The organism is Sphingomonas sp. SORGH_AS_0438 (genome assembly GCF_031453475.1).
In the GTDB taxonomy this organism is placed as follows: Bacteria; Pseudomonadota; Alphaproteobacteria; order Sphingomonadales; family Sphingomonadaceae; genus Sphingomonas.
The window spans coordinates 2,637,208-2,657,526 of sequence record NZ_JAVIZS010000001.1 but is presented as its reverse complement, the minus strand read 5'-3'; the positions used below and the strand labels follow the sequence as shown (position 1 = coordinate 2,657,526).

Genomic DNA, 20,319 nt, shown 5'->3' with positions numbered 1-20,319 from the left:
GCCCCTTCTATCCCTCCCGCCTCCCGTGCGGAAGCAGGATACATAATTGTTTCGCGGGCCCCGTGAATAAAGCGGGTTACGACACCGCCCCGAGGCCCTAGGATATGCCGACCCGCAATACGAAGGTTGGGATATCATGTCCGACGAGTTCTACCGCATCAAGCGCCTGCCCCCCTATGTCATCGCCGAAGTCAACGGGATGCGGGCCGCGGCGCGCGCGGGCGGCGAGGACATCATCGACCTGGGCATGGGCAATCCCGACCTGCCGCCGCCCGACCATGTCATCGACAAGCTGGTCGAGGTCGCGCGCAAGCCGAGCGCGCACGGCTATTCCCAGTCCAAGGGGATCCCCGGTCTGCGCCGGGCCCAGGCCAATTATTACGGCCGCCGCTTCGGCGTCGATATCGATCCGGAGACCGAGGTCGTCGTGACCATGGGGTCCAAGGAGGGGCTGGCCAGCCTGGCGACCGCGATCACCGCGCCCGGCGACGTGATCCTGGCGCCCAATCCCAGCTATCCGATCCACACCTTCGGCTTTATCATCGCCGGCGCGACGATCCGCGCCGTGCCGACCACGCCGGACGAGGCCTATTTCGAGAGCCTGGAGCGGGCCATGGCCTTCACCGTGCCGCGCCCCAGCGTGCTGGTGATGGGCTATCCGTCCAACCCCACCGCCGAGGTGGTCGACCTGGCCTTTTACGAGCGCGTCGTCGCCTTCGCCAAGAAGCACGAATTGTGGGTGATCTCCGACCTCGCCTATTCGGAGCTCTATTATGACGGCTGCCCGACGCCCTCGATCCTGCAAGTGAAGGGGGCGAAGGACGTCGCGATCGAGTTCACCTCGCTCAGCAAGACCTATTCCATGGCCGGCTGGCGGATGGGCTTCGGCGTCGGCAACCGCAAGCTGATCGCAGCGATGACGCGGGTGAAATCCTATCTGGATTACGGCGCCTTCACCCCGATCCAGGCGGCGGCCTGCGCCGCGCTCAACGGCCCGCAGGACATCGTCGAGAAGAACCGCCAGCTCTATCACAAGCGGCGCGACGTGCTGGTCGAAAGCTTCGGCCGCGCCGGCTGGGACATCCCGTCGCCGCGCGCGTCGATGTTCGCCTGGGCGCCGCTGCCGCCGGCGCTCCGCCACCTAGGCAGCCTTGAGTTCTCCAAACAATTGCTGACGTGCGCCAAGGTCGCGGTCGCGCCAGGGGTCGGCTACGGCGAGAATGGAGAGGGCTTCGTGCGGATCGCGATGGTCGAGAATGAACAACGGTTGCGCCAGGCGGCGCGCAACGTGAAGAAATACCTGCAATCCATGGGCGTCAACACGCCCGCCTCGCGGGCCGGTTGAGCGGTATCGTCGCGCCGGGGACGGCGCGCGGGGAAGCCTTGCGAACGGGTCGGAGCATGGATCGGAGTGGGCGATGAGCCATTTCGATCCGCTCTATTCCGTCGCGGGACTGTTCGTCGGGCTGCTGGTCGGCCTGACCGGCGTCGGCGGCGGCTCGCTGATGACGCCGCTGCTGGTCATCCTGTTCGGCTTCCACCCCGCCACGGCGGTCGGCACCGACCTGCTCTATGCCGCCGCCACCAAGACGGCGGGCACCGCCGTCCATGGCTGGCGCGGCACGGTCGACTGGCGGATCGTCCGCCGTCTGGCGCTGGGCAGCATCCCCGCGACGCTGCTGACGCTCGCCGCGCTCGCCATCGCCAAGGATCGCGCGCAGAATGTCGGCGGGCTGATCTCGGTCGTGCTGGGCGCGGCGCTAGTCCTGACCGGCATCGCCACGCTGTTCCGCGAGCGGATCGTGCGGGCGCTGTCGGCGAGTTTCTCCGGCATCGACGGCTCGCGGATCGCCGGCTGGACGGTGGCGCTGGGCGCGGTGCTGGGGGTGCTGGTGTCGCTGACCTCGGTCGGCGCGGGCGCGCTGGGCATGACCGCGCTGCTGGTCCTCTATCCGCGCAGCCCGGTGTCGCGACTGGTCGGATCGGACATCGCCCATGCCGTGCCGCTGACGTTGATCGCCGGGATCGGCCACTGGTCGATGGGCGAGGTCGATGTCGGCCTGCTCGGCGCGCTGCTGCTCGGGTCGATCCCCGGCATCATCCTCGCCAGCCTGATTGCCAGCCGCGTCTCGGACCGGGTGCTGGCTCCGGTGCTGGCGGTCACCCTGACGGTGGTGGGCATCCGCCTGCTCGTCTGACCGGTCAGGCGACGCGGCGGACGGCGGCGTGGATGGCGGGAGGAACGACGATCGCGGCGGCCGGGCGACTCATGGCGGAGGGCATAGGCGCCGCCGCCCGGCCCATGCCCTCCGCCAGGTCGGGGCTCGGCCGACCGAACAGATAGCCCTGCGCCTGGGCGCAGCCTTCCTCCGCGACCATGCGGCGCTGCGCCTCGGTCTCCACCCCTTCCGCCACCACGGGCAGGTTGAGGCCACGCCCCAATCCGACGATCGCGCGGATGATCGAACGCGCGGCATCGTCGCTGTCGAGCGTCGAGACGAAGCTGCGATCGATCTTGAGCTTGTCGAACGGAAAGGCCTGGAGGTTGCTGAGCGACGAATAGCCGGTGCCGAAATCGTCCATCGCGATCCGGACGCCGTCCCGCTTCAACCGGTGCAGCACCGCCAGCGCCGCGTCGCGGTCGCGCATCAGCACGCTCTCTGTGATCTCGATCTCCAGCCGGCGCGGATCGAAGCCGCTTTCAACCAGCGCCGCGCGGACGATATCCGGGAGCGTGTCGACCTGGAACTGCACCGCCGACACATTCACCGCCAGGGTGATGTGATCGGGCCAATGGCTCGCCGCCCGGCACGCCTCGCGGATCACCCATTCGCCGAGCTGGATGATGAAGCCGCTGTCCTCGGCCAGCGGGATGAAGTCGCTGGGCGGGATCTCGCCCCGCTCGGGGTGTTTCCAGCGCACCAGCGCCTCATAGCCGACGATGCGCTGCGTGTTGCTGCACACCAGCGGCTGGTAGACCAGATAGAGCTGGTCGCGCACCAGCGTGTGGCGCAGATCCTGTTCCAGTTGCCGGCGCGCCTGCACCGCCCGGTCCATGTCGCCGTCGAAGAAGCAGCAGGTGCCGCGTCCCGCCTCCTTGGCGCGATAGAGCGCGAGGTCGGCATGATGGCACAGCGTCTCGCCGACCGCCCCGTCGTCGGGCATCAGCGCGACGCCGATGCTGGCCCGCACCGCCAGCGGATTGCGCGCCACGTCCATCTGCTCGGCGAAGCGGTCCATGATCCGGCCGGCCAAGGCCTGCGCGCCCTGCGGCTGCGGCTGGTCCCATTGCAGGATCATGAATTCGTCGCCGCCCATACGGACCACGGCATCGCCCGGCGCGGCCGCTTGGCGCAGAATGTCCGCCACCTGGCACAGCACATCGTCGCCGGCGGCATGGCCGAACAGGTCGTTGATCGCCTTGAACCGGTCGAGATCGATCGCGAGCAACGCGACCTGCTCCCCCGCTGCCGTCCGCCGCTCCGCCTCGACCAGCGCCTCGCGCAGGCTGGCGCGATTGGAGAGGCCGGTCAGCGCGTCGTGCCGGGCCAGATAGGCGATTTTGTCGCGCGCGCGGCGGCTTTCGGTCAGGTCGCGCACCGCCAGCACCTCGCTGCGGCGGCCGCGATATTCGACCATGCGCACCGCGACCTCGCACAGGCGGTCGCCGCCCGCGATCTCCGCCTCGAACGGGGCCAGACGATCTTCCCGCAGCGCCTGCCCATCCAGCGCCGTCAGCCATCGGTCGGGCGAGGTGCCGCGCAGGTCGTCGACCGGATGACCGACCAGCGCGACGAAGATGTCGTTCGCCTCGATGATCCGGTCGTCCTGCACGATCACCAGCCCTTCCAGGGCGGCGGAGGCGAGGCCGCGCAGGTCGGTCAGCATCCGGTCGACGATGGCGATCGCGACCACGCCCAGAACGATGAGGGAGCCGACCAGCGCGACGCCGGCGACCAACAATGGATGACCGCTGGGGATATGCGCGTGATGCGTGGACTGCGCAAAGTGCGTGCCAAGCATCGCCCCGAAATGAAGGACGCCGACGCCGAATGTCGTCAGCAGGCTCGGCCACACGATCTGTCGCGGCCCGGCCAGTGTGGTGAAGAGCGAGCACGCCGCCACCATCAGCGCCGTCGAGCCCAGGATGACCGGCGCGACGATCGCCATGTCATAGCTGATCGGCCCGGCCGTGCGCAGGGCCGCCATGCCGATGAAATGCATCGCCGTCACGCCCAGTCCGGACAGGATGCCGATCGCGACCGTTCCGCCATGGCCCGGCATCCGGTCGCGCAGGCTGAAGGCGCTCCATAGCGCGACGACCATCACCCCCGCCGAAAGCAGCGTCAGCCCGGGCGAACAGATCAGCGGCCCGGTGCTCTGATGCCCCAGCATGGCGATGAAGTGGGTCGCCCAAAAGCCCAGGCCGCCGACCGTGGCAGCAGCGATCCGCCAGACCCGGCGGCGCTGTGTGCCACATTCGCGGGCGCGGCGTCGCAACAGGTACATGCCGGCGCTCGCGACACCGCACAGCACCATGGCGACCAGGACCAGATACCAGGCGTGCTCATCCAACAGGCAAGACAAGATTCGCGACATTCCGGCGCCCCCTGGTCCTATCATAGGATGGAATCCGGCCCGGCCGGTGTCGGGGCGATAGCCGAAAATCGCCTTCGCCGAGGCCGTCGACCACAAATATCTGGGTTCACGACAATTTTGCTGACTCGTTTTTCTGGCGCCGCCGACCCGAGCGCGGCCAAAACCGCCCATTTTCCGCGCGCTGCGCGACCAAGCCACTTGCAAAGCAGCGCGTGTCCGCGCCATTGATATGCCGTGCTGCGGCAATATGAACTGGTGGACCGTGTCCTGGAATATGATCCGGACGCCGACGAGGCGCTGCTGAACCGCGCCTATGTCTTTTCGATGCATGCCCATGGCAGCCAGAAGCGGGCCAGCGGCGATCCCTATTTCAGCCACCCGATCGAGGTGGCGGGCATCCTGACCGACCTGCGCCTGGACGATGAGACGATCGCCACCGCGATCCTCCACGACACGATCGAGGATACGGTCGCCACGCCCGAGGAGATCACGCGGCTGTTCGGGCCCAACGTCGCGCGGCTGGTCGACGGCGTCACCAAGCTGTCGAAGATCGAGGCGCAGACCGAGAACGAACGCGCGGCGGAGAACCTCCGCAAGTTCCTGCTCGCCATGTCGGACGATATCCGCGTGCTGCTGGTCAAGCTGGCCGATCGGCTGCACAACATGCGCACGCTGCATCACATCGCCAAGCCGGAGAAGCGGCGGCGCATCGCCAAGGAGACGATGGACATCTATGCCCCGCTCGCCGAGCGCGTGGGCATGTACGAGTTCATGAAGGAGATGCAGACGCTCGCCTTCCAGCAGATCGAGCCGGAGGCCTATGAAAGCATCCAGCGCCGGCTGGAGCAGCTGAAGATCGGCGGCGGCGACCGGATCGCGCGCATCGCGTCGGGCCTGAAACTCCTGCTGTCGCGCGCCGGGATCGAGGCGGAGGTGACCGGCCGCGAGAAACATCCCTATTCGATCTGGCGCAAGATGGCCGAGCGGCACATCAGCTTCGAGCAATTGTCCGACGTGATGGCGTTCCGCGCGATCGTGCCGACCGAGGAGGATTGCTACCGCGCGCTGGGCGTCATCCATCGCCGCTGGCCGATGGTGCCGGGGCGGTTCAAGGATTATATCTCGACGCCCAAGCGCAACGGCTATCGCTCGCTGCACACCACGATCATCACCAGCGACCAGAACCGCGTCGAGATTCAGATCCGCACGCCGGCCATGCATGCCGAGGCGGATTTCGGGCTGGCCGCCCACTGGACCTACAAGCAGTCGAGCCGCCACGACGCGCAGGTCAGCTGGATTCGCGACCTGGTCGAGATCCTCGACACCGCCGACAGTCCCGAGGAACTGCTCGAACATACCAAGATGGCGATGTACCAGGATCGCATCTTCGCCTTCACCCCCAAGGGCGAGTTGATTCAGCTGCCCAAGGGCGCCACGCCGATCGACTTCGCCTATGCGGTGCACACCGATCTGGGCGACCAGTCGGTCGGCGCGAAGATCAACGGCCGGGTCGTGCCGCTGTCGACGGTGATCGAGAATGGCGACCAGGTCCAGATCCTGCGATCGGCCGGGCAGACGCCGCAACCCGCCTGGCTGTCGGTCGCGGTCACCGGCAAGGCGCAGGCGGCGGTCCGCCGTCACATGCGCCAGACCGAGCGGGCCGAGCAGCTGGCGCTCGGCCGCCAACTCTATGACGATATCGTCGGCCGCCTGCCGGCGCAGATCGGCGCGGATGCGCTGGGCCATGCGCTGAAGCGGCTGAAGCTGCCCGACGAAGCCGCACTGATGGTCGCGATCGCCCGGCGGACCCTGTCGGATGCGGTGGTGATGGAGGCGCTGATGCCGGGTTCGGCGGGCGCCGACGTCGCGGCGCTACCGCCGCAATCGGGCACGATCTCGATCAAGGGGTTGAAGCCGGGCGTCGCCTATGAACTGGCGCATTGCTGCCACCCGGTGCCGGGCGACCGCATCGTCGGCCTGCGCCGGCCGGATGCGGGGATCGAGGTCCATGCGATCGACTGCGCGGTGCTGACCGAACTGGCCGACCGGTCGGAGGAGGAAACCGACTGGGTCGATGTCTCCTGGGGCGACGCGACCGAGGGCGCGGTCGCGCGTATCTCGGTGACGGTGCGGAACGAACCCGGCGCGCTCGGCGTGCTGGCGACGGTAATCGGCCAGCACAAGGCGAACATCATCAACCTGCGCCTCGACACGCGCGACAGCCGCTTCCACACCAATTTGATCGACGTCGAGGTGCATGACGTGCAGCAACTGATGCGCCTGATCGCGGCGCTGCGCGCGGTGGACTCGGTCAACGCGGTCGAGCGGGTCTAGACGCGGGAAACGCCCCTCCCGCGAGGGGACCGTCGCACCATTGCTGGAATGCGCCGGGTCGATCGCCTGGAGCCCCCCTCCATCCGGCTTGGATACTGGCCGGGCCGTCATCCCGTAGCTTTCCCGTGCCCTATTATCGTGTTTCGCACAGGTCTCGCCGCCGCCCGCGTCCGGGAACGGCAGGACGGGCTCGCGCGTCTTTCGGGGCATGACTGACACAAACGGGGGCCATGGTCCCGTCGCCATCGTCACCGGCGCCAGTTCGGGAATCGGGCAGGCCGTGGCGCGTCGCCTGGGGTTGGCGGGCACCGCCGTCACCATCAACTATCATTCACAGGCCGAGCCGGCCGAGGCGCTGGCGGAGGAGATCCGGGCCGCCGGCGGTCGTGCCGCCGCGGTGCGGGCGGACGTGTCGAAGGAGGCGGATGTCGCATCGCTGTTCGACCAAACGGTCGAGGCGTTCGGTCGCGTCGACATCTTGGTCGCCAATTCGGGCGCGCAAAAGGATGCGCCGGTCGCCGAACTGTCGCTGGCCGACTGGCAGACGGTGATCGACATCGACCTGACCGGGCAGTTCCTCTGCTGTCGCGAGGCGATCCGCCATTTCCGTCGCCAGCCGGGCGAGGGGCGGCCGTTCCGCGCCGCCGGGGTGATCCTGTCCATGTCGTCGGTGCACGACGTCATCCCCTGGGCCGGACACGTCAATTATGCGGCGTCGAAAGGCGGCGTCGCGATGATGGTCAAGACGCTGGCGCAGGAGGTCGCGGCCGACCGTATCCGCGTCAACGCGCTGTCGCCGGGGGCGATCGCCACGCCGATCAACGAGGATGTGTGGCGCGATCCCGCCAAGCGCGACGAACTGCTGAAGCTGATTCCCTATGGCCGGATCGGCGAGACGCAGGACGTGGCCGAGGCCGCCGCCTGGCTGGTGTCCGACGCGGCCGATTATGTCACCGGCACCACCCTCTATGTCGATGGCGGCATGACGCTCTATCCCGGCTTCCGCGACAATGGGTAAGGATGGGGCGCTGCCCAACCCGGTGCCGGGGCGGACGATCGGCGAGCATGGCATCGTCGGTAATCTCGATACCGCCGCCCTGGTCGCCAGCGACGGCACGATCGACTTTCTCTGCTGGCCGCATCTCGACAGCCCGACGATCTTCGCCGCGCTGCTCGATCCCGACACGGGCGGCGAGTTCATGCTCGCGCCCGAGCTGACGGAGGCGCGGACGCTGCAATTCTACCATCCCGATACCAACGTGCTGGTCACGCGCTGGCTGGCGGAGGATGGCAGCGCCGAACTGACCGACCTGATGCCGCATCCGGAGGTGCATGGCGCGGTGCATTGCGCGCTGATCCGCCGGATCGAAGTGACCCGCGGCACCGTGACCTTCACGATGCGCTGCCGCCCCCGGCCCGATTATGCGCGCACCGTGCCGGAGGTGCGCGCCGATGATCCGGGCCTCGTCATCGCGCTGCCCGACGGGCAGGCGATGCGCCTGTCCGCCTCGGTGCCGCTGACCGTCGGCGAAGGGGAGGCGACCGCCCGCTTCACGCTCCGCTGCGGCGAGACCGCGCATATCGTGCTGGGCGAGGCGCACCAGCCGGTGCCGGACGCCGATCAGGTCGAGCATGCCATCGGGCGGACGATCGACGCGTGGCAGGGCTGGTCGCGCAAATCTACCTATCGCGGCCGCTGGCGCGAGCAGGTGATGCGCTCGGCGCTAGCGCTCAAGCTGCTCACCTCGCACCGCCATGGCTCGATCGCCGCCGCCGCGACCTTCGGCCTGCCCGAGGCGACGGGGGCGGAGCGCAACTGGGATTATCGCGCCACCTGGATTCGCGACGCGTCCTTCACCGTCTATGCCTTTCTGCGCCTGGGCTATGTCGAGGAGGCGGAGCATTTCCGCCGCTGGATGAGCAAGCTGGTGATCGACGATGACCGGCCCGGCCACCTCCACGTCATGTATGCGCTGGACGGCGGGCTGGCGGAGGACGAGGCGGTGCTCGACCATCTCGCCGGCTATGCCCATTCGAAACCGGTGCGGATCGGCAATGCCGCGCGCCACCAGAGCCAGCTCGACATCTTCGGCGAGCTGCTCGACAGCGTCTATCTCTCCAACCGCTATGCCAGCGCGTCCAGCCATGCGAGCTGGGAGCAGATCACCGCGATGGTCGAGCATGTCCGCAAGCATTGGCGCGACAAAGATGCCGGCATCTGGGAGCTGAGGGGCGCAGAGCGTCACCTGACCCATTCGCGACTGATGTGCTGGGTGGCGGTGGACCGCGCGCTGCGGCTGGCGCGCAAGCGGTCGCTGCCGGTGCCGCTGACCCGCTGGACGCGGTTGCGCGACCGGATCGCACGCGATCTATGGGACAATTTCCGCCATCCGGAACATGGCTATTTCGTCCAGGACGAACATGGCACGCATCTGGACGCGGCGTTGCTGATGATGCCGCTGGTCCGCTTCGTCTCCGCCACCGATCCGGTCTGGCTGGCGACGCTCGACGCGATCAAGCGCGAGCTGGCCGATGACGGCATGATCTATCGCTATCGCAACGACGACGGGCTGGAGGGGGGCGAGGGCGCGTTCACCACCTGCACCTTCTGGTATGTCGAATGCCTGGCGCGCGCCGGCCGGCTGAACGAGGCGCAGGTGGTGATGGAGAAGGGGCTGGCCTATGCCAATCATCTCGGCCTCTTCTCCGAGGAACTGGACGTGCGCGGCCTGCCGCTGGGTAATTTCCCGCAGGCGCTGACGCACCTCGCCTTCATCAGCGCGGCGCATTTCCTCGACCGGCGGCTGGACAGCCCCAATGGCGGCGAGTGGCAGCCGTGACGCCGGGTTGAACGTTGAAGTCGGGCCATGCGTTACCTCGTCGACCGCCATTTTCATCGAAAGGTTCGACGATGACGCCTCCCGATCCTCGATCCTCCCGGCCGCCGGACCGGATGCCGCCGCTGGCGCGGACCGGGCGGCATCTCGGGCTGTTCCTGACCGGACTCGGCGTCGGCATCATCCTATTCGCCTGGACGATGCCCGTCGACATGGCCGGGCCGGCGGGCTGGTATCCGGTGGTGGCGCTGATGCAGCAGCGCGATTCGCTGACCATCGTCGGCGCGGCCGGGCTGATGCTGGGCCTCTACCTGATGCTGCGGCGACGGACGCGCTGAATCACTTCGGCATGATCAGGATCAGCGGCAGGCGCAGCACGCTGCGCACATCGGCCGCATCGTCGGTCGCGCCGACCTCGACCGACCAGTTGATGCTCGCCCGGTCGGTCGCGCGATAGGTCACGCCGAACAATAGCCGGCCGAGTTGCAGGTCGCGCGAGGTGCTCTCGACGAAGTCGGGGTCCATCGGGCCGGGTTCGATCAGCGAGGTGCGGGTGCGCGTGCCGAACGCCCATGTATGGGCATAGCCCAGGTTGATCGAGGTCCGCTCGTTGAGCGCGATGCCGATGCCCGCGCTGAACGACAGCGCGTCGCCCGGCTTCACATAGTTGATCCGCACCGGCGTGATCACCGTATCGACATTGCGGCCGAAATTGCGGGTATAGCCGATCGTGCCGAACAGCACCGCCGGGTCACTGGGCAGGATCGCGGTGACGCTGGGCGACACGCCCCAGAAGCCGGCGCCGGTCGCCGCCTTGGTCGCCTCGCCGGTCGCCAGGCGGCGGATGCCGAACGGATCGCTGCCGGTGGGCGCCACGACCTGCAGGTTGCCGACCAGATAGGGCAGGCCGCGCCGCCCGGTCAGGATCTGGTAGCGGGCCGACATCTCGATATCGCCGATGCCGTTGCCGCTGGTCGAACTGTCGATCTCGCGCGCGGCGTCGTTGTTGGTGCTGCCCTGCACCGGCACCAGCACCGACGTGTCCCAGCGCTGCACGAAGGGCAGGCGGACGCCCAGTTCCAGCCGGTCGGTCAGGCCGTAGCGCAGGGCGGCCGATCCGGTGATGATGTCCTGGCGGCTTTCGTTGATGTTGAACTCGCCGACCAGCACCGATTCGACGATCTCGATGCCGCGGAACAGCGCGCGGTTGCGGTCGGCGCGGGCATAGTCGAACTGGAGCTCGCCGGTCAGCTGGCCCTTGCGGGTGACGACGCTGCCCTCGCTGCCCAGCACCGCGACCTCGGGCGGGCGGTCGCGCTCCACCGGGCGGGCGCCGACGCTCTCCACCGGGGTGGCGGGGACGGCGCTGACCATCGTGGCCGGATCGCCCGGCGTGGCGGCGGCGCTGGCCTGCGCGACTGCCGAGGGCGGCTGGGCGGCGGGCGGCGGCGGGCCGACGGGCGCGGCGGCGAGCGCACCCATCCGGGCCTCCAGCGCCCTCAGCCGCGCCTCCTGCTGCTCGATCTGGCGGCGTTGCGCGGCGATCTCCGCCCGGGCCTGCGCCAGTTCGGCCTGGAGTCCGGTGGTGCGCGTCTGGGCCTGGGCGGCAGGGGAGGTCAGCGTCGTCGCGACGATCAGCGCCGCGCCCCAATATCCACCGCTTGCGGTCAACGCACCATCCCCCTCGAAGCATCCGCCGCCAGCGCGTCGACCTTCATCGCCGCCGATCCCATCGCCAGGGCGGCGGCGTCGTGCAGGTCGATGCCGATCGTTGTAACCGTATCGATTGTCCTGTCATTGCCGGAGTTTAGGATGGCGGTCGCGACCGAGGGGCCGACCAGATGGGCGATGCCGATCTGATCGCCGGCCAGCGACACCTGCGTGCCGTTGGGCAGGGTGGTGACCGAGACCAGCCCGTCCGGCGTCCGCACCGCCGGTCCGCCCGCCGCGACCGTGATCGGCGTCAGGCCCAGTTCCGCCGCACCCGCGCCGGCCGTGCCGGTGCCGCCGACGCGGATCGTGCTGACCGTGGGCGGCGTGATCTGCGCACCCGATCGGCGGTCGAACAGCACGGATGCGCCGCTGGTCAGCACCGGCACCGCCTGGCCCGCGCCATGGATCGTACCGGCCGGCGGGGCGGCGCCATCGGGCCGGCCGAAGACCTGCACGCGCGACCCCTGGTCGACGGTCAGCACAGTGCGCAGCACCAGCGCGCCGTTCAGCATCGTGTCGCTGGTCACCGACAGCGCCAGCGATCCGCCGTTCGGCAGGATGAACTTGCCCGTCAGTTCCGCCAGTTCCGCATCCGCCAGCGGCACGCCCATCTCCTGCGCCGGCAGCGGCGCGGCGGTCAGGGCCAGGAGGGTGCAGGCGATCAGGCGGCACGACATGGTCAGAAATCCCGGTAGAAGGGCGCGCTCAGCGTCAGCGCCTGCACGCTCAGCGGGTCGAGAAAGGGCTGGCCGACCGGCGCGCGGGCGATCGGCTGCCACTGGCGCGGGCCGTTGAAATTGCTGGTCCCGACCTGCGGGGCGGAGGTCAGCACGAAATAGATGCCGTTCCACATCGCCTGGAACTGCGCGCGCGGCACTGCCTTCAGCCCCAGCGACGGATCGCCGAGCAGCACCTGGTCGGCGGTGATCCCCTTCACCACGACGAAATGGCGATAGCCCTTCACGGTGATCAGCGCGATGCCGGGCAGCTTCCGCCCCGCGATCGCGTCCAGCGTGACCTTGTAGCCGTCGGCACGAAGCTGGTGGTCGGCCAGATAGCGTTTCATGTCGAGCAGCGAGAAGCCGACGCGGCGGATCTGCGCCTGGTCGCCCTGCCGCCACATGCCGGTGAACACGTCCGTCTCCGACCGGGGCAGGCCGTAATGATAGCGCAGCAAGGTCGCGAGCGCGGCCGATCCGCAGCTGAAATCATATTGCTGGCGGACGACGGTGGCGAACTTGCGCGCCAGCATCGACGCGACCGGCACCTGGTAATCGGCGATCGGCCCGGACGCGGCGGCGAAGCGCGGGTCGGCGGGCCGGATCTGCGCCGCGCAGCCGCCCGCGCCCAGGCTCAGGGCCAGGATCGTCAGGGCGCGGCCAGCCCTCATTGCGGGCCCAGGTTGATGACGACGTTCATCGCCGAATTGATCGCGACATTGTTGCCGCTATTGGCGCTGATCACCGCCAGCCCCGAAAGGTTGGAAAAGGCCTGCCCGTCGATGGTGACGGTGCCGGTGACCGAATTGCCGGTGACCGAGTTGTTCTGGACGGTATTGCGCTGGTCGGCCTGGGCGATCAGGGTGCCGCGATCCTCGCGGCCGGCGATGGCGCCGAGATCGCTCTCGCTGAGCGCGCTGCCTTGTAGGAAGGCGGCGTCCTGCTGCGGCTCTTGCCCCTGGGCCAGGACGGGCGCGGCGGTGAGGCCGATGGCCAGTCCCGCGGCGCGGATGATGCGACGCATGACGATCCCCTCTGTTGGACAAGGACTTGATGAAAAGGGGGGCGGGCCGCCCCTGTCATCGGCCCGCCCCGTCAGGACGATCAGCGGACGATGTCGCCCGCGGTGACCGCCACGCTGACATTGGCGTTCTGCGACGCACCGGCCCCGGTGTTGAGGTTGAGCGCCTGCATCCCGGCGAAATTCTGGAACGCCGTGGCACCGGTCGTCAGGCTGTTGTCCGTGGTGCTGGACTCGCCCGCCGAACCCGCGAAGCTGACCTTCACGCCGCTGACATAGTTGGACAGTGCCGCACTGGCGACCACCGCGCTGTCGGCGAAGGTGCTGCTGGGCGACACGGTCGAGTCGCCCGCCGTCTCCGTCGTCGTCGTGGTATAGGCCAGCGACGAATTGTCGGTGTTATAGGTCTGGTTATTGTTGTTCGTCGTCGTCGTATTGTTGCTGTTGTTCACCGACGAATCGCTGCTGTCGCTGCTCGACGAGTCGGTGTTGTAGGTCTGATTGTTATAGGCGACGTTGCTGGTATTGCCGCTGTCGTTGGTCGACGCATCGGTGTTGTAGGTCTGGTTGTTGTTGTTGGTCGTGGTGTTGGTGGCGGTGTTGTAGCTGTCGCTGGTGTTGCCGCCGTTATAGCTGCTGTTGGTCGAGCTGTTCGAATTCTGGCTGTCGGCGATCGACGTGTTGCCGCCGTTGTTGCTGTCGTTCGTCGAGCTGTTCGAGTTCTGGCTGTCAGCGATCGACGTGTTGCCACCGTTGTTGCTGTCATTGGTCGAACTGTTGGTGGCGATGTCGCCCACCGTCGACGACGAGTCGGTGTTGGTCGTCGTGCTGGTGTTGGAGGTGGAGGCGTAGCTGGTGTTGGTGGCGGTGTTGCCGCCATTGTTGCTGTCCGCCACCGAGGTGTTGGTGGTGTTGACGGTCGAGCTGTTGCCGCCATTGTTGCTGTCGGCGACCGACGTGTTTGACGTATTGTCGGTCATCGTGTTGCCGCCATTGTAGCTGCCGTTGACCGAGTTGTTGGTGTTGTCGGTCTGCGCCGTGTTGGTCGCGGTGTTGCCGCCATTATAGCTGTCGTTGGTCGAGCTGTTGGTGGCGATGTCGCCGACCGTCGACGACGAGTCACTGTTGGTGGTGGTGCTGGTGTTGGTCGCGGTGTTGCCACCGTTATAGCTGTCGGCGACCGAGGTCATGTTGCTCGTATTGCCGCCATTATAGCTGTCGTTCGTCGAACTGTTGCTCGCCGTCGACACATCGCCCACGGTCGACGACGAGTCGCTGTTGTTCGTCGTGTTGGTGGTGGAGGTGGAGGCGCTGTTGTAGCTGTCCGCGACCGAATTGTCGGTGTTCACCGTGGTGATCGGATTGTTGCTGTCGTTGATCGAGCGGTTCGAACTGTCGGTCGTGACGATGTTGCCCGAATCGGCGATGTCGCCGGTGGCAAGGCTGCCGTCGCGGGCGGCGGCGGTGCCGGCGGAGTTGTTGCCGTCCTGCGCGCTGGCGACGGATGCGGTGGCGGCGAGCAACGCTGCGACCGACGTGCTGATGATCAGGCTCGTTTTCATCCCCGTTATCCTCTCTTGCGGATCAAGAAGCGGTGTCCCCCTTTTGCGAGGATGCATCGCCCGTCCCATTGGAACGATGGTTAACTAGATGTTCATGTTCGCGTGCCGCCCCCTCCACCCGAGGAAAATCGCACGCCCGATTGAGGAAAATCGCTCCCCCCAATCGGGGAGGCGGGTTTTGGCGCAGATGCGCGAACGGCCGCAGCGCGGACGCCGCGGCCGTCGAACGGATTAGAGCGGTAAGGGAGCGATCAGGCCGATTCGAAGTGGAAGTCGCCGCGCACGGCGCGTTGATAGCGCAGCATCAATTGCAGCAGGTCGCTCTGCCGGTGCGTATCGGTCTTGGCGAAGACCTGTTTCAGATAGGTGCGCGCGGTGTCCGGCTTGATCCGCATCTGCGCGGCGGTTTCGCCCAGCGGCAGGCCGCTGACCAGATGCGACACCAATTGCGTCTCGACCGGCGACAGGCCGTGCAGGTGGCAGATCGCCTCCAGCCCCTGCGCCGCGCGGCATTCGGGCCGCATCAGATAGACGATCGCCGCCGCCTCGCCCTGGTCGAAGCCTTCCAGATCGTCGCCCGAGGTGCAGCCGGTCGGCGCGATCACCGCGATCAGCGGTCGCTGCGCGCCGCTACGCTCCAGCAGCATCATCAGGCTGCGGCTGCGGCCCGACCTGGCATGGATCGGCGGCGCGATCACCGCGTCCAACGCGGCCTGGAAGCGGACCACGTCCTGATAGCGTTCGGGGCGCAGCAGGTTCCGGCGCAGCTCCATCCCGTCCGCCTCGTCCAGGATCGTCTGCGCGGCGGGGTTGGCGTAGAGCACGCTGTGGTCGGCCCGGACCAGGATGGTGCCGCATTCGCTCTGCCGCAGCGCCGCCGCCAGCGCGCGATGCCGGCGTTCGGCCAGCGCCAGGTCGACCGTGACCTCGTGCATCGCACCCGCCATCGCGCCGAGGCCGGGGGCCAGCGCCAGCACCTGGACGATCACCTCGTCCTCCTCGAGCTGGTCGCGCGCGAAGAGCAGCAGCAAATGCCCCGCGCCATGCTGCATCGGCGTCTCCACCGCCAGGCCGCGATAGTCGGGCGCCCCCGCATCGCGCACCCAGCCATAGCCGCGTCGCGACAGCTCCACCTCGACGCGCAGCAGCACGCGCAGGGCGGCGCGCGCCTCGTCGTTGCGGGCGGTGAAGCCGCAGGGGCGGATGATCGTGCCCATCGCGCGGTCGTCATGCGGGATCAGGCATCCGGCGAGCGCCCCGACCGTGCGGCAGATGCCGTCGAGGAAACGGTCGAGCGTGTCGCGCTGTTCGGGCGCGCGGTCCGCGGCGGGCGGACGGGGCGCCAGCAAGATGGGGTCGGCGAGATCCGAGTCGCTACCAAGCATCAAACCCTCCTGTTCGTCGCATCCTGCCCCGGATGCGTGGCGGTTCCGGGTCGAGCCCGATATCGTTCGCCAATCACCTTATGCCTCAGAAGCTTAGGTCCGATCCGTAACTTAAGTGAAGTATCCTAAATATTTATTCATAATGGTCTGATCGGCGGAGATGCTGACGCTCAGCCGTCTTCATGTCCAAGACTCGTCCTTGCTTTGCCCCGCTCACAATCACGGGTCGGTCGCGCACCAGTCCTGCAACGCAAAGCGCCCCCGCCGCTGGTCGAGCGGCGGGGGCGCGAACTGCACACCGGTGCGGGCGGGATCAGCCGAAGATGGCGCCCCACTTGCGGACGGGACGATCCTTCCACAGGCCGCGATGATAGGCGTCGGACGCCAGCAGCGGCATCACCGAGCCGGCCTCCGCGAACACCATCTGCTCGATGCCGGTGTTCACCTTGCCCCAGCTCGCCGCTTCCTGCAGCGTCGAGGAGGAGCAGGCGCCGTCGCGCACGTCGGCAACGGTGATCTGCACCGCATATTTGTGCACCTGCACGTCCTCATGGCCCAGGATCTCGGCGCAGACGACCGTGTCCTGGATGAAGTTCTTGGGCACGCCGCCGCCGATCATCAGCAGGCCGGTGGTGCCGGCCTGGATCTTGATCTCGGTCAGCTCGCGGAAATCGGCGACCGCGTCGATCATCAGATAGGGCTTGCCCGCCTTGGCCTGGTCCACCTGGTGCTTGACCAGGCCGAAGCCGGCCGACGAATCGACAAAGGCCGGGCAGAAGATCGGCACGTCATGCTCATAGGCGAGCTTGACCAGGCTGTTCTCCTTCTTGCCGTGCTCGACCAGATACTTGCCCATCGCGCGGATGAACTCGCGGCTGGAATAGGCGCGCGGCTCCAGCTCGTTCGCGATCTTGTTGATCGTGAAGTCGCAATCCTGGAGCTGCTCCTCGTCGATATAGGTGTCGTAGATGCGGTCGATGTACAGCGAGCGCAGCGTGTCGTCGTCCGGCACCTCCAGCGCCTGATAATGCTTGTGACCCAGGCCCTCGAAGAAATCCATGTCGACGATCGACGCGCCGGTCGCGACGATGCCGTCGACCATGTTGTTGCGCACCAGCTCGGCATAGAGGTCCATGCAGCCGCCGGCCGAGGTCGAGCCGGCGATCACCAGGAAGATCGAGCAGTCCTTGTCCGCCAGCATCTGGTTGTAGATGTCGGTGGCGCGGCCCAGGTCGCGGCTGGTGAAGCTCATCTTCTTCATCGCATCGACGATCGGGCGCGCGTCGAACTTGGTGATGTCGATATGCTCGACCTCGGTCGAAAGCAGCTCGGCCTTGCGGGTGTCGTTGATCGGAGAATCGGTCATGATGGTTCCATCATCATCGAGAAGCCGTCGTCGTTAAGGGGACGCGGGAACCCGGGAAGGACCGCCCGCGACGAAATCGCGAACGGGGTTGGTGGACGGTATCGGCGCGGTAGCGCGGCCGATGCCGCAATGCCACCCCGACCCCCTTCCGCCGGGGCGGAAGGGGGGAAGGGCGGGATAGGGTGATCGGGTTACAGCTTGACGACGTTGCTGGCGCGGGCGGTCATTTCGGCCGGGGCCGCATAGACCGACAGCATCGGCTCGTCGTCGGTGACGACGGTCTCGCCGGTGCCGAAGCCGTTGAAACCGGTCCGCATCGCGACGCCGTATGCGCCCAGCATCCCGATCTCGAAATAGTCGCCCGTATTGGTGTCGGCCGGCAACGGGAACGGACCCTTCATATAGTCCAGATCGTCGCAGGTCGGACCCCAGAAGCTGAAGTCCATGTCGCGCGCATCCGACTCCGGCTTGCGCAGCAGCTGCACCGGATATTTCCAGCCGATATGCGCCGCATCGAACAGCGTGCCATAGGCACCGTCGTTGATGAACAGCTCATCGCCCCGGCGACGCTCGACGCGCACCACGACCGAGCTGTACTCGGCGCACAGCGCCCGGCCCGGTTCCGCCCACAGCTCGGCCGAATAGGACACCGGCAGGCTCTCGAACGCGCGGTGGATCGTCTCGAAGAAACGCTCCAGCGGCGGCGGGGTCATGCCCGGATAGGCCGAGGGGAAGCCGCCGCCGACATCGATCACGTCGACGGTGACCGCCGCCGTGACGATCGCCGCGCGCACCCGCTCCATCGCGTTGCTGTACGCGTCGGGCGACATGGTCTGGCTGCCGACATGGAAGCAGATGCCGAGCGCGTCGGCGACCTGGCGGGTCGCCATCAGCAGCTCCGTCGCCTCCGACGGATCGACGCCGAACTTCGAGCCGAGGCTCAGCTTGGCATATTCGGAGGACACGCGCATCCGCACGCACAGCGTCAGGTCGGTGGCGCCATCGGTGCCACGGACGATCTTCGCCAGCTCTTCCATGCTGTCGAGGGAGAAGGTCCGTACGCCATGGACGAAATACGCCTCGGCGATCGCTTCCTCGGACTTGACCGGGTGCATGAAGCAGCAGGTCGCCTCCGGCAGGGTCGACTTCACCAGACGCACCTCGGCGATCGACGCCGTGTCGTAGAAGGTGATGCCGTTGTCCCACAGGATACGGAGCAGATCGGGAGACGGATTCGCCTTGACCGCATACATCGACCGGCCCGGAAACTTCTCGACGAAGAATCGGGCGGCCCGTGCCGCGGCATGGGGACGAACGAGCGTGACCGGTTCGACCGGCTTCCGCTTGGCGATATCGATGCCGCGCTCCATGACGGAGGAAACGGCGGTCGTACGGGCCGCTAGCCCCAGCGCGCTATGATGCTTGTGCAACTCAAGGGACCTCCAATTGCCTTACGGCATACGGTGACAAAAGCTGCCTTGCGGTTGGAAGTCCCATGGGGCAGCGGAGGCGCGATCTATGGTCGCCGACCCCACATGTAAAGTGGTTGAATCGAGGGAGCGGTAAAAAGTGACAATTCAGCGACAGCCGACACGCGCGGGGGTCCGCGACGCGGCGGCGAAGCTGGCGCGGGTCGTGCCGCCCACGCCGCTCTACACGGCGGAAATCCGCGGCCGGACGGTGTTTATGAAGGCCGAATCGTTGCAGCCGATGGGCGCGTTCAAGCTACGCGGGGCATGGCACCGGCTGACCGCGCTGGACGAGGATCAGCGGCGGCGCGGCGTCGTCGCCTTCTCCTCGGGCAATCATGCGCAGGGGGTGGCCTGGGCAGCGAAGCGACTCGGTATCGCCGCGACCATCGTGATGCCCGCCGACGCGCCGCGCGCGAAGCGGGAGGGGACGCTGGCGCTGGGCGCGGAGGTGGTCGACTACGACCGCAAGACCCAGAGCCGCGAGGCGATCGCCGCCGCGCTGGCGGAGGCGCGGGGCGCGGTGCTGGTGCCGAGCTTCGACGATCCCTGGATCATCGAGGGCCAGGGAAGTTGCGGGGTCGAGGCGGCGGCGCAGATGCAGGCGCTGGGGGCCGGCGCGCCGGTCCAGGCGGTGGTGCCGTGCGGCGGCGGCGGGTTGTCGGCGGGGATGGCGCTGGCCCTGCCCGATGCGCGCATCATCGTGGTCGAGCCGGAGGGCTGGGACGATATGCGCCGCAGCCTGGAAGCGGGCTGGATCGAGCCGGTCGGCGACGCGCCGCCGCCGACCGCCTGCGACGCGCTCCAGACGCCGCGCGTCTCGCCGCTGACCTTCGACGTGCTGTCGCGGCGCGGGGCGGAGGGGCTGGCGGTCAGCGAAGCGGCGATACGGCGGGCGCAGGCCTGGGCGGCGGAGCGGCTGCGGCTGGTGGTCGAGCCGGGCGGCGCGGTGGCGCTGGCGGCGGTGCTGACCGGGCAGGTGACGCCGGCGGACGGCACGCTGGTGGTGCTGTCGGGCGGCAATGTCGACCTGGCCGCCTATGCCCGCGCGCTGGCGGAGGCGGGGGCGGCATGACCGGGCCACTGGGCAGCATCGCGGCGGCGGCGCCGAGCCTGGCGATGCTCGCCTGCTTTGCCTGCCTGATCGGCGGCGTCCGGCTGATCCGGGGGCGGCGCGACCCGCGCAAGGGCGTGCTGATGATCGTGCTCGCGGCGGTGTTGCTGGGGAATGTCCTGATCTGGTCGTCATAAGCCGGCCCGGCCAGCCGCGTCGCCAGAACATGGAAACGCCCGCCGGCTCGGGAGCCAGGCGGG

The 20,319-nt window shown here is 67.8% G+C and carries 17 protein-coding genes; 8 read left to right on the top strand and 9 right to left on the bottom strand.

Annotated elements, in window-relative coordinates; translation table 11 throughout:
- Positions 1-136 precede the first annotated feature (136 nt).
- Both QE452_RS12355 and QE452_RS12350 read left to right on the top strand, forming a co-directional pair.
- Positions 137-1,345, top strand: a complete 1,209-nt coding sequence (locus QE452_RS12355) for an LL-diaminopimelate aminotransferase (RefSeq protein ID WP_309657578.1) — start codon at positions 137-139, stop codon at positions 1,343-1,345.
- Positions 1,346-1,418: 73 nt separating this feature from the next.
- Complete coding sequence (locus tag QE452_RS12350) at positions 1,419-2,198, top strand: sulfite exporter TauE/SafE family protein (RefSeq protein WP_309657579.1); 780 nt, start codon at positions 1,419-1,421, stop codon at positions 2,196-2,198.
- A gap of 4 nt (positions 2,199-2,202) precedes the next feature.
- On the opposite strand, the gene QE452_RS12345 is transcribed toward QE452_RS12350, so the two are convergent.
- Positions 2,203-4,575: an EAL domain-containing protein gene (locus QE452_RS12345; RefSeq protein ID WP_309730104.1), complete on the bottom strand. Its 2,373-nt coding sequence runs from the start codon at positions 4,573-4,575 to the stop codon at positions 2,203-2,205.
- Between the two features lie 258 nt (positions 4,576-4,833).
- On the opposite strand from QE452_RS12345, the gene QE452_RS12340 reads away from it, so the two are divergent.
- From QE452_RS12340 to QE452_RS12325, 4 genes are all read left to right on the top strand, one after another.
- Positions 4,834-6,933: a bifunctional (p)ppGpp synthetase/guanosine-3',5'-bis(diphosphate) 3'-pyrophosphohydrolase gene (locus QE452_RS12340; protein WP_309657581.1), complete on the top strand. Its 2,100-nt coding sequence runs from the start codon at positions 4,834-4,836 to the stop codon at positions 6,931-6,933.
- A 208-nt stretch (positions 6,934-7,141) separates the two neighbouring features.
- Positions 7,142-7,951, top strand: coding sequence for a glucose 1-dehydrogenase (locus tag QE452_RS12335; protein WP_309657582.1), 810 nt, complete (start codon positions 7,142-7,144; stop codon positions 7,949-7,951).
- Complete coding sequence (locus QE452_RS12330) at positions 7,944-9,773, top strand: glycoside hydrolase family 15 protein (RefSeq protein ID WP_309657583.1); 1,830 nt, start codon at positions 7,944-7,946, stop codon at positions 9,771-9,773. Before QE452_RS12335 ends, QE452_RS12330 begins: the two co-directional genes overlap by 8 nt.
- Positions 9,774-9,844: 71 nt before the next feature.
- Positions 9,845-10,108 carry a hypothetical protein gene (locus tag QE452_RS12325; protein ID WP_309657584.1) on the top strand — a complete coding sequence of 88 codons (264 nt, stop codon included), beginning with the start codon at positions 9,845-9,847 and terminating at the stop codon, positions 10,106-10,108.
- 1 nt (position 10,109) lies between these two features.
- Here QE452_RS12325 and QE452_RS12320 read toward each other — a convergent pair whose 3' ends face one another.
- The 8 genes from QE452_RS12320 to QE452_RS12285 form a co-directional block, all read right to left on the bottom strand.
- Positions 10,110-11,441 (bottom strand): transporter, encoded by a 1,332-nt coding sequence (locus tag QE452_RS12320; RefSeq protein ID WP_309657585.1) that lies wholly within the window; start codon positions 11,439-11,441, stop codon positions 10,110-10,112.
- Positions 11,438-12,160 carry a hypothetical protein gene (locus QE452_RS12315; protein WP_309657586.1) on the bottom strand — a complete coding sequence of 241 codons (723 nt, stop codon included), beginning with the start codon at positions 12,158-12,160 and terminating at the stop codon, positions 11,438-11,440. Before QE452_RS12315 ends, QE452_RS12320 begins: the two co-directional genes overlap by 4 nt.
- Before the next feature lie 2 nt (positions 12,161-12,162).
- Positions 12,163-12,873, bottom strand: a complete 711-nt coding sequence (locus tag QE452_RS12310) for a C39 family peptidase (protein WP_309657587.1) — start codon at positions 12,871-12,873, stop codon at positions 12,163-12,165.
- Entirely contained in the window at positions 12,870-13,226 is a 357-nt protein-coding gene (locus QE452_RS12305; protein ID WP_125994669.1) for a hypothetical protein, read from the bottom strand. The genes QE452_RS12310 and QE452_RS12305 overlap by 4 nt, the downstream gene beginning before the upstream one ends.
- A gap of 80 nt (positions 13,227-13,306) precedes the next feature.
- Complete coding sequence (locus tag QE452_RS12300) at positions 13,307-14,785, bottom strand: hypothetical protein (protein WP_309657588.1); 1,479 nt, start codon at positions 14,783-14,785, stop codon at positions 13,307-13,309.
- Between the two features lie 251 nt (positions 14,786-15,036).
- Positions 15,037-16,170 carry a hypothetical protein gene (locus tag QE452_RS12295; RefSeq protein WP_309657589.1) on the bottom strand — a complete coding sequence of 378 codons (1,134 nt, stop codon included), beginning with the start codon at positions 16,168-16,170 and terminating at the stop codon, positions 15,037-15,039.
- Positions 16,171-16,483: 313 nt separating this feature from the next.
- A complete protein-coding gene (locus QE452_RS12290) occupies positions 16,484-17,536 on the bottom strand; it encodes a 1,9-bis(guanidino)-5-aza-nonane synthase (protein WP_309657590.1) in 1,053 nt (350 codons plus the stop codon).
- Positions 17,537-17,727: 191 nt separating this feature from the next.
- Entirely contained in the window at positions 17,728-18,966 is a 1,239-nt protein-coding gene (locus tag QE452_RS12285; protein WP_125994665.1) for a type III PLP-dependent enzyme, read from the bottom strand.
- A 139-nt stretch (positions 18,967-19,105) separates the two neighbouring features.
- Here QE452_RS12285 and QE452_RS12280 point away from each other — a divergent pair, with 139 nt between their 5' ends.
- Together QE452_RS12280 and QE452_RS12275 are read left to right on the top strand one after the other, a co-directional pair.
- Complete coding sequence (locus QE452_RS12280; RefSeq protein ID WP_309730101.1) at positions 19,106-20,080, top strand: threonine/serine dehydratase; 975 nt, start codon at positions 19,106-19,108, stop codon at positions 20,078-20,080.
- Complete coding sequence (locus QE452_RS12275; RefSeq protein ID WP_309657592.1) at positions 20,077-20,256, top strand: hypothetical protein; 180 nt, start codon at positions 20,077-20,079, stop codon at positions 20,254-20,256. Before QE452_RS12280 ends, QE452_RS12275 begins: the two co-directional genes overlap by 4 nt.
- Positions 20,257-20,319: the final 63 nt, after the last annotated feature.

What these genes read in the sequence shown, in the direction of transcription:
- QE452_RS12355 (WP_309657578.1), top strand. Translation starts at nt 137, where the DNA reads ATGTCCGACGAGTTCTACCGCATCAAGCGCCTGCCCCCCTATGTCATC.
- QE452_RS12350 (WP_309657579.1), top strand. Translation starts at nt 1,419, where the DNA reads ATGAGCCATTTCGATCCGCTCTATTCCGTCGCGGGACTGTTCGTCGGG.
- QE452_RS12335 (WP_309657582.1), top strand. Translation starts at nt 7,142, where the DNA reads ATGACTGACACAAACGGGGGCCATGGTCCCGTCGCCATCGTCACCGGC.
- QE452_RS12330 (WP_309657583.1), top strand. Translation starts at nt 7,944, where the DNA reads ATGGGTAAGGATGGGGCGCTGCCCAACCCGGTGCCGGGGCGGACGATC.
- QE452_RS12325 (WP_309657584.1), top strand. Translation starts at nt 9,845, where the DNA reads ATGACGCCTCCCGATCCTCGATCCTCCCGGCCGCCGGACCGGATGCCG.
- QE452_RS12315 (WP_309657586.1), bottom strand. Translation starts at nt 12,160, where the DNA reads ATGTCGTGCCGCCTGATCGCCTGCACCCTCCTGGCCCTGACCGCCGCG.
- QE452_RS12310 (WP_309657587.1), bottom strand. Translation starts at nt 12,873, where the DNA reads ATGAGGGCTGGCCGCGCCCTGACGATCCTGGCCCTGAGCCTGGGCGCG.
- QE452_RS12305 (WP_125994669.1), bottom strand. Translation starts at nt 13,226, where the DNA reads ATGCGTCGCATCATCCGCGCCGCGGGACTGGCCATCGGCCTCACCGCC.
- QE452_RS12300 (WP_309657588.1), bottom strand. Translation starts at nt 14,785, where the DNA reads ATGAAAACGAGCCTGATCATCAGCACGTCGGTCGCAGCGTTGCTCGCC.
- QE452_RS12295 (WP_309657589.1), bottom strand. Translation starts at nt 16,170, where the DNA reads ATGCTTGGTAGCGACTCGGATCTCGCCGACCCCATCTTGCTGGCGCCC.
- QE452_RS12290 (WP_309657590.1), bottom strand. Translation starts at nt 17,536, where the DNA reads ATGACCGATTCTCCGATCAACGACACCCGCAAGGCCGAGCTGCTTTCG.
- QE452_RS12275 (WP_309657592.1), top strand. Translation starts at nt 20,077, where the DNA reads ATGACCGGGCCACTGGGCAGCATCGCGGCGGCGGCGCCGAGCCTGGCG.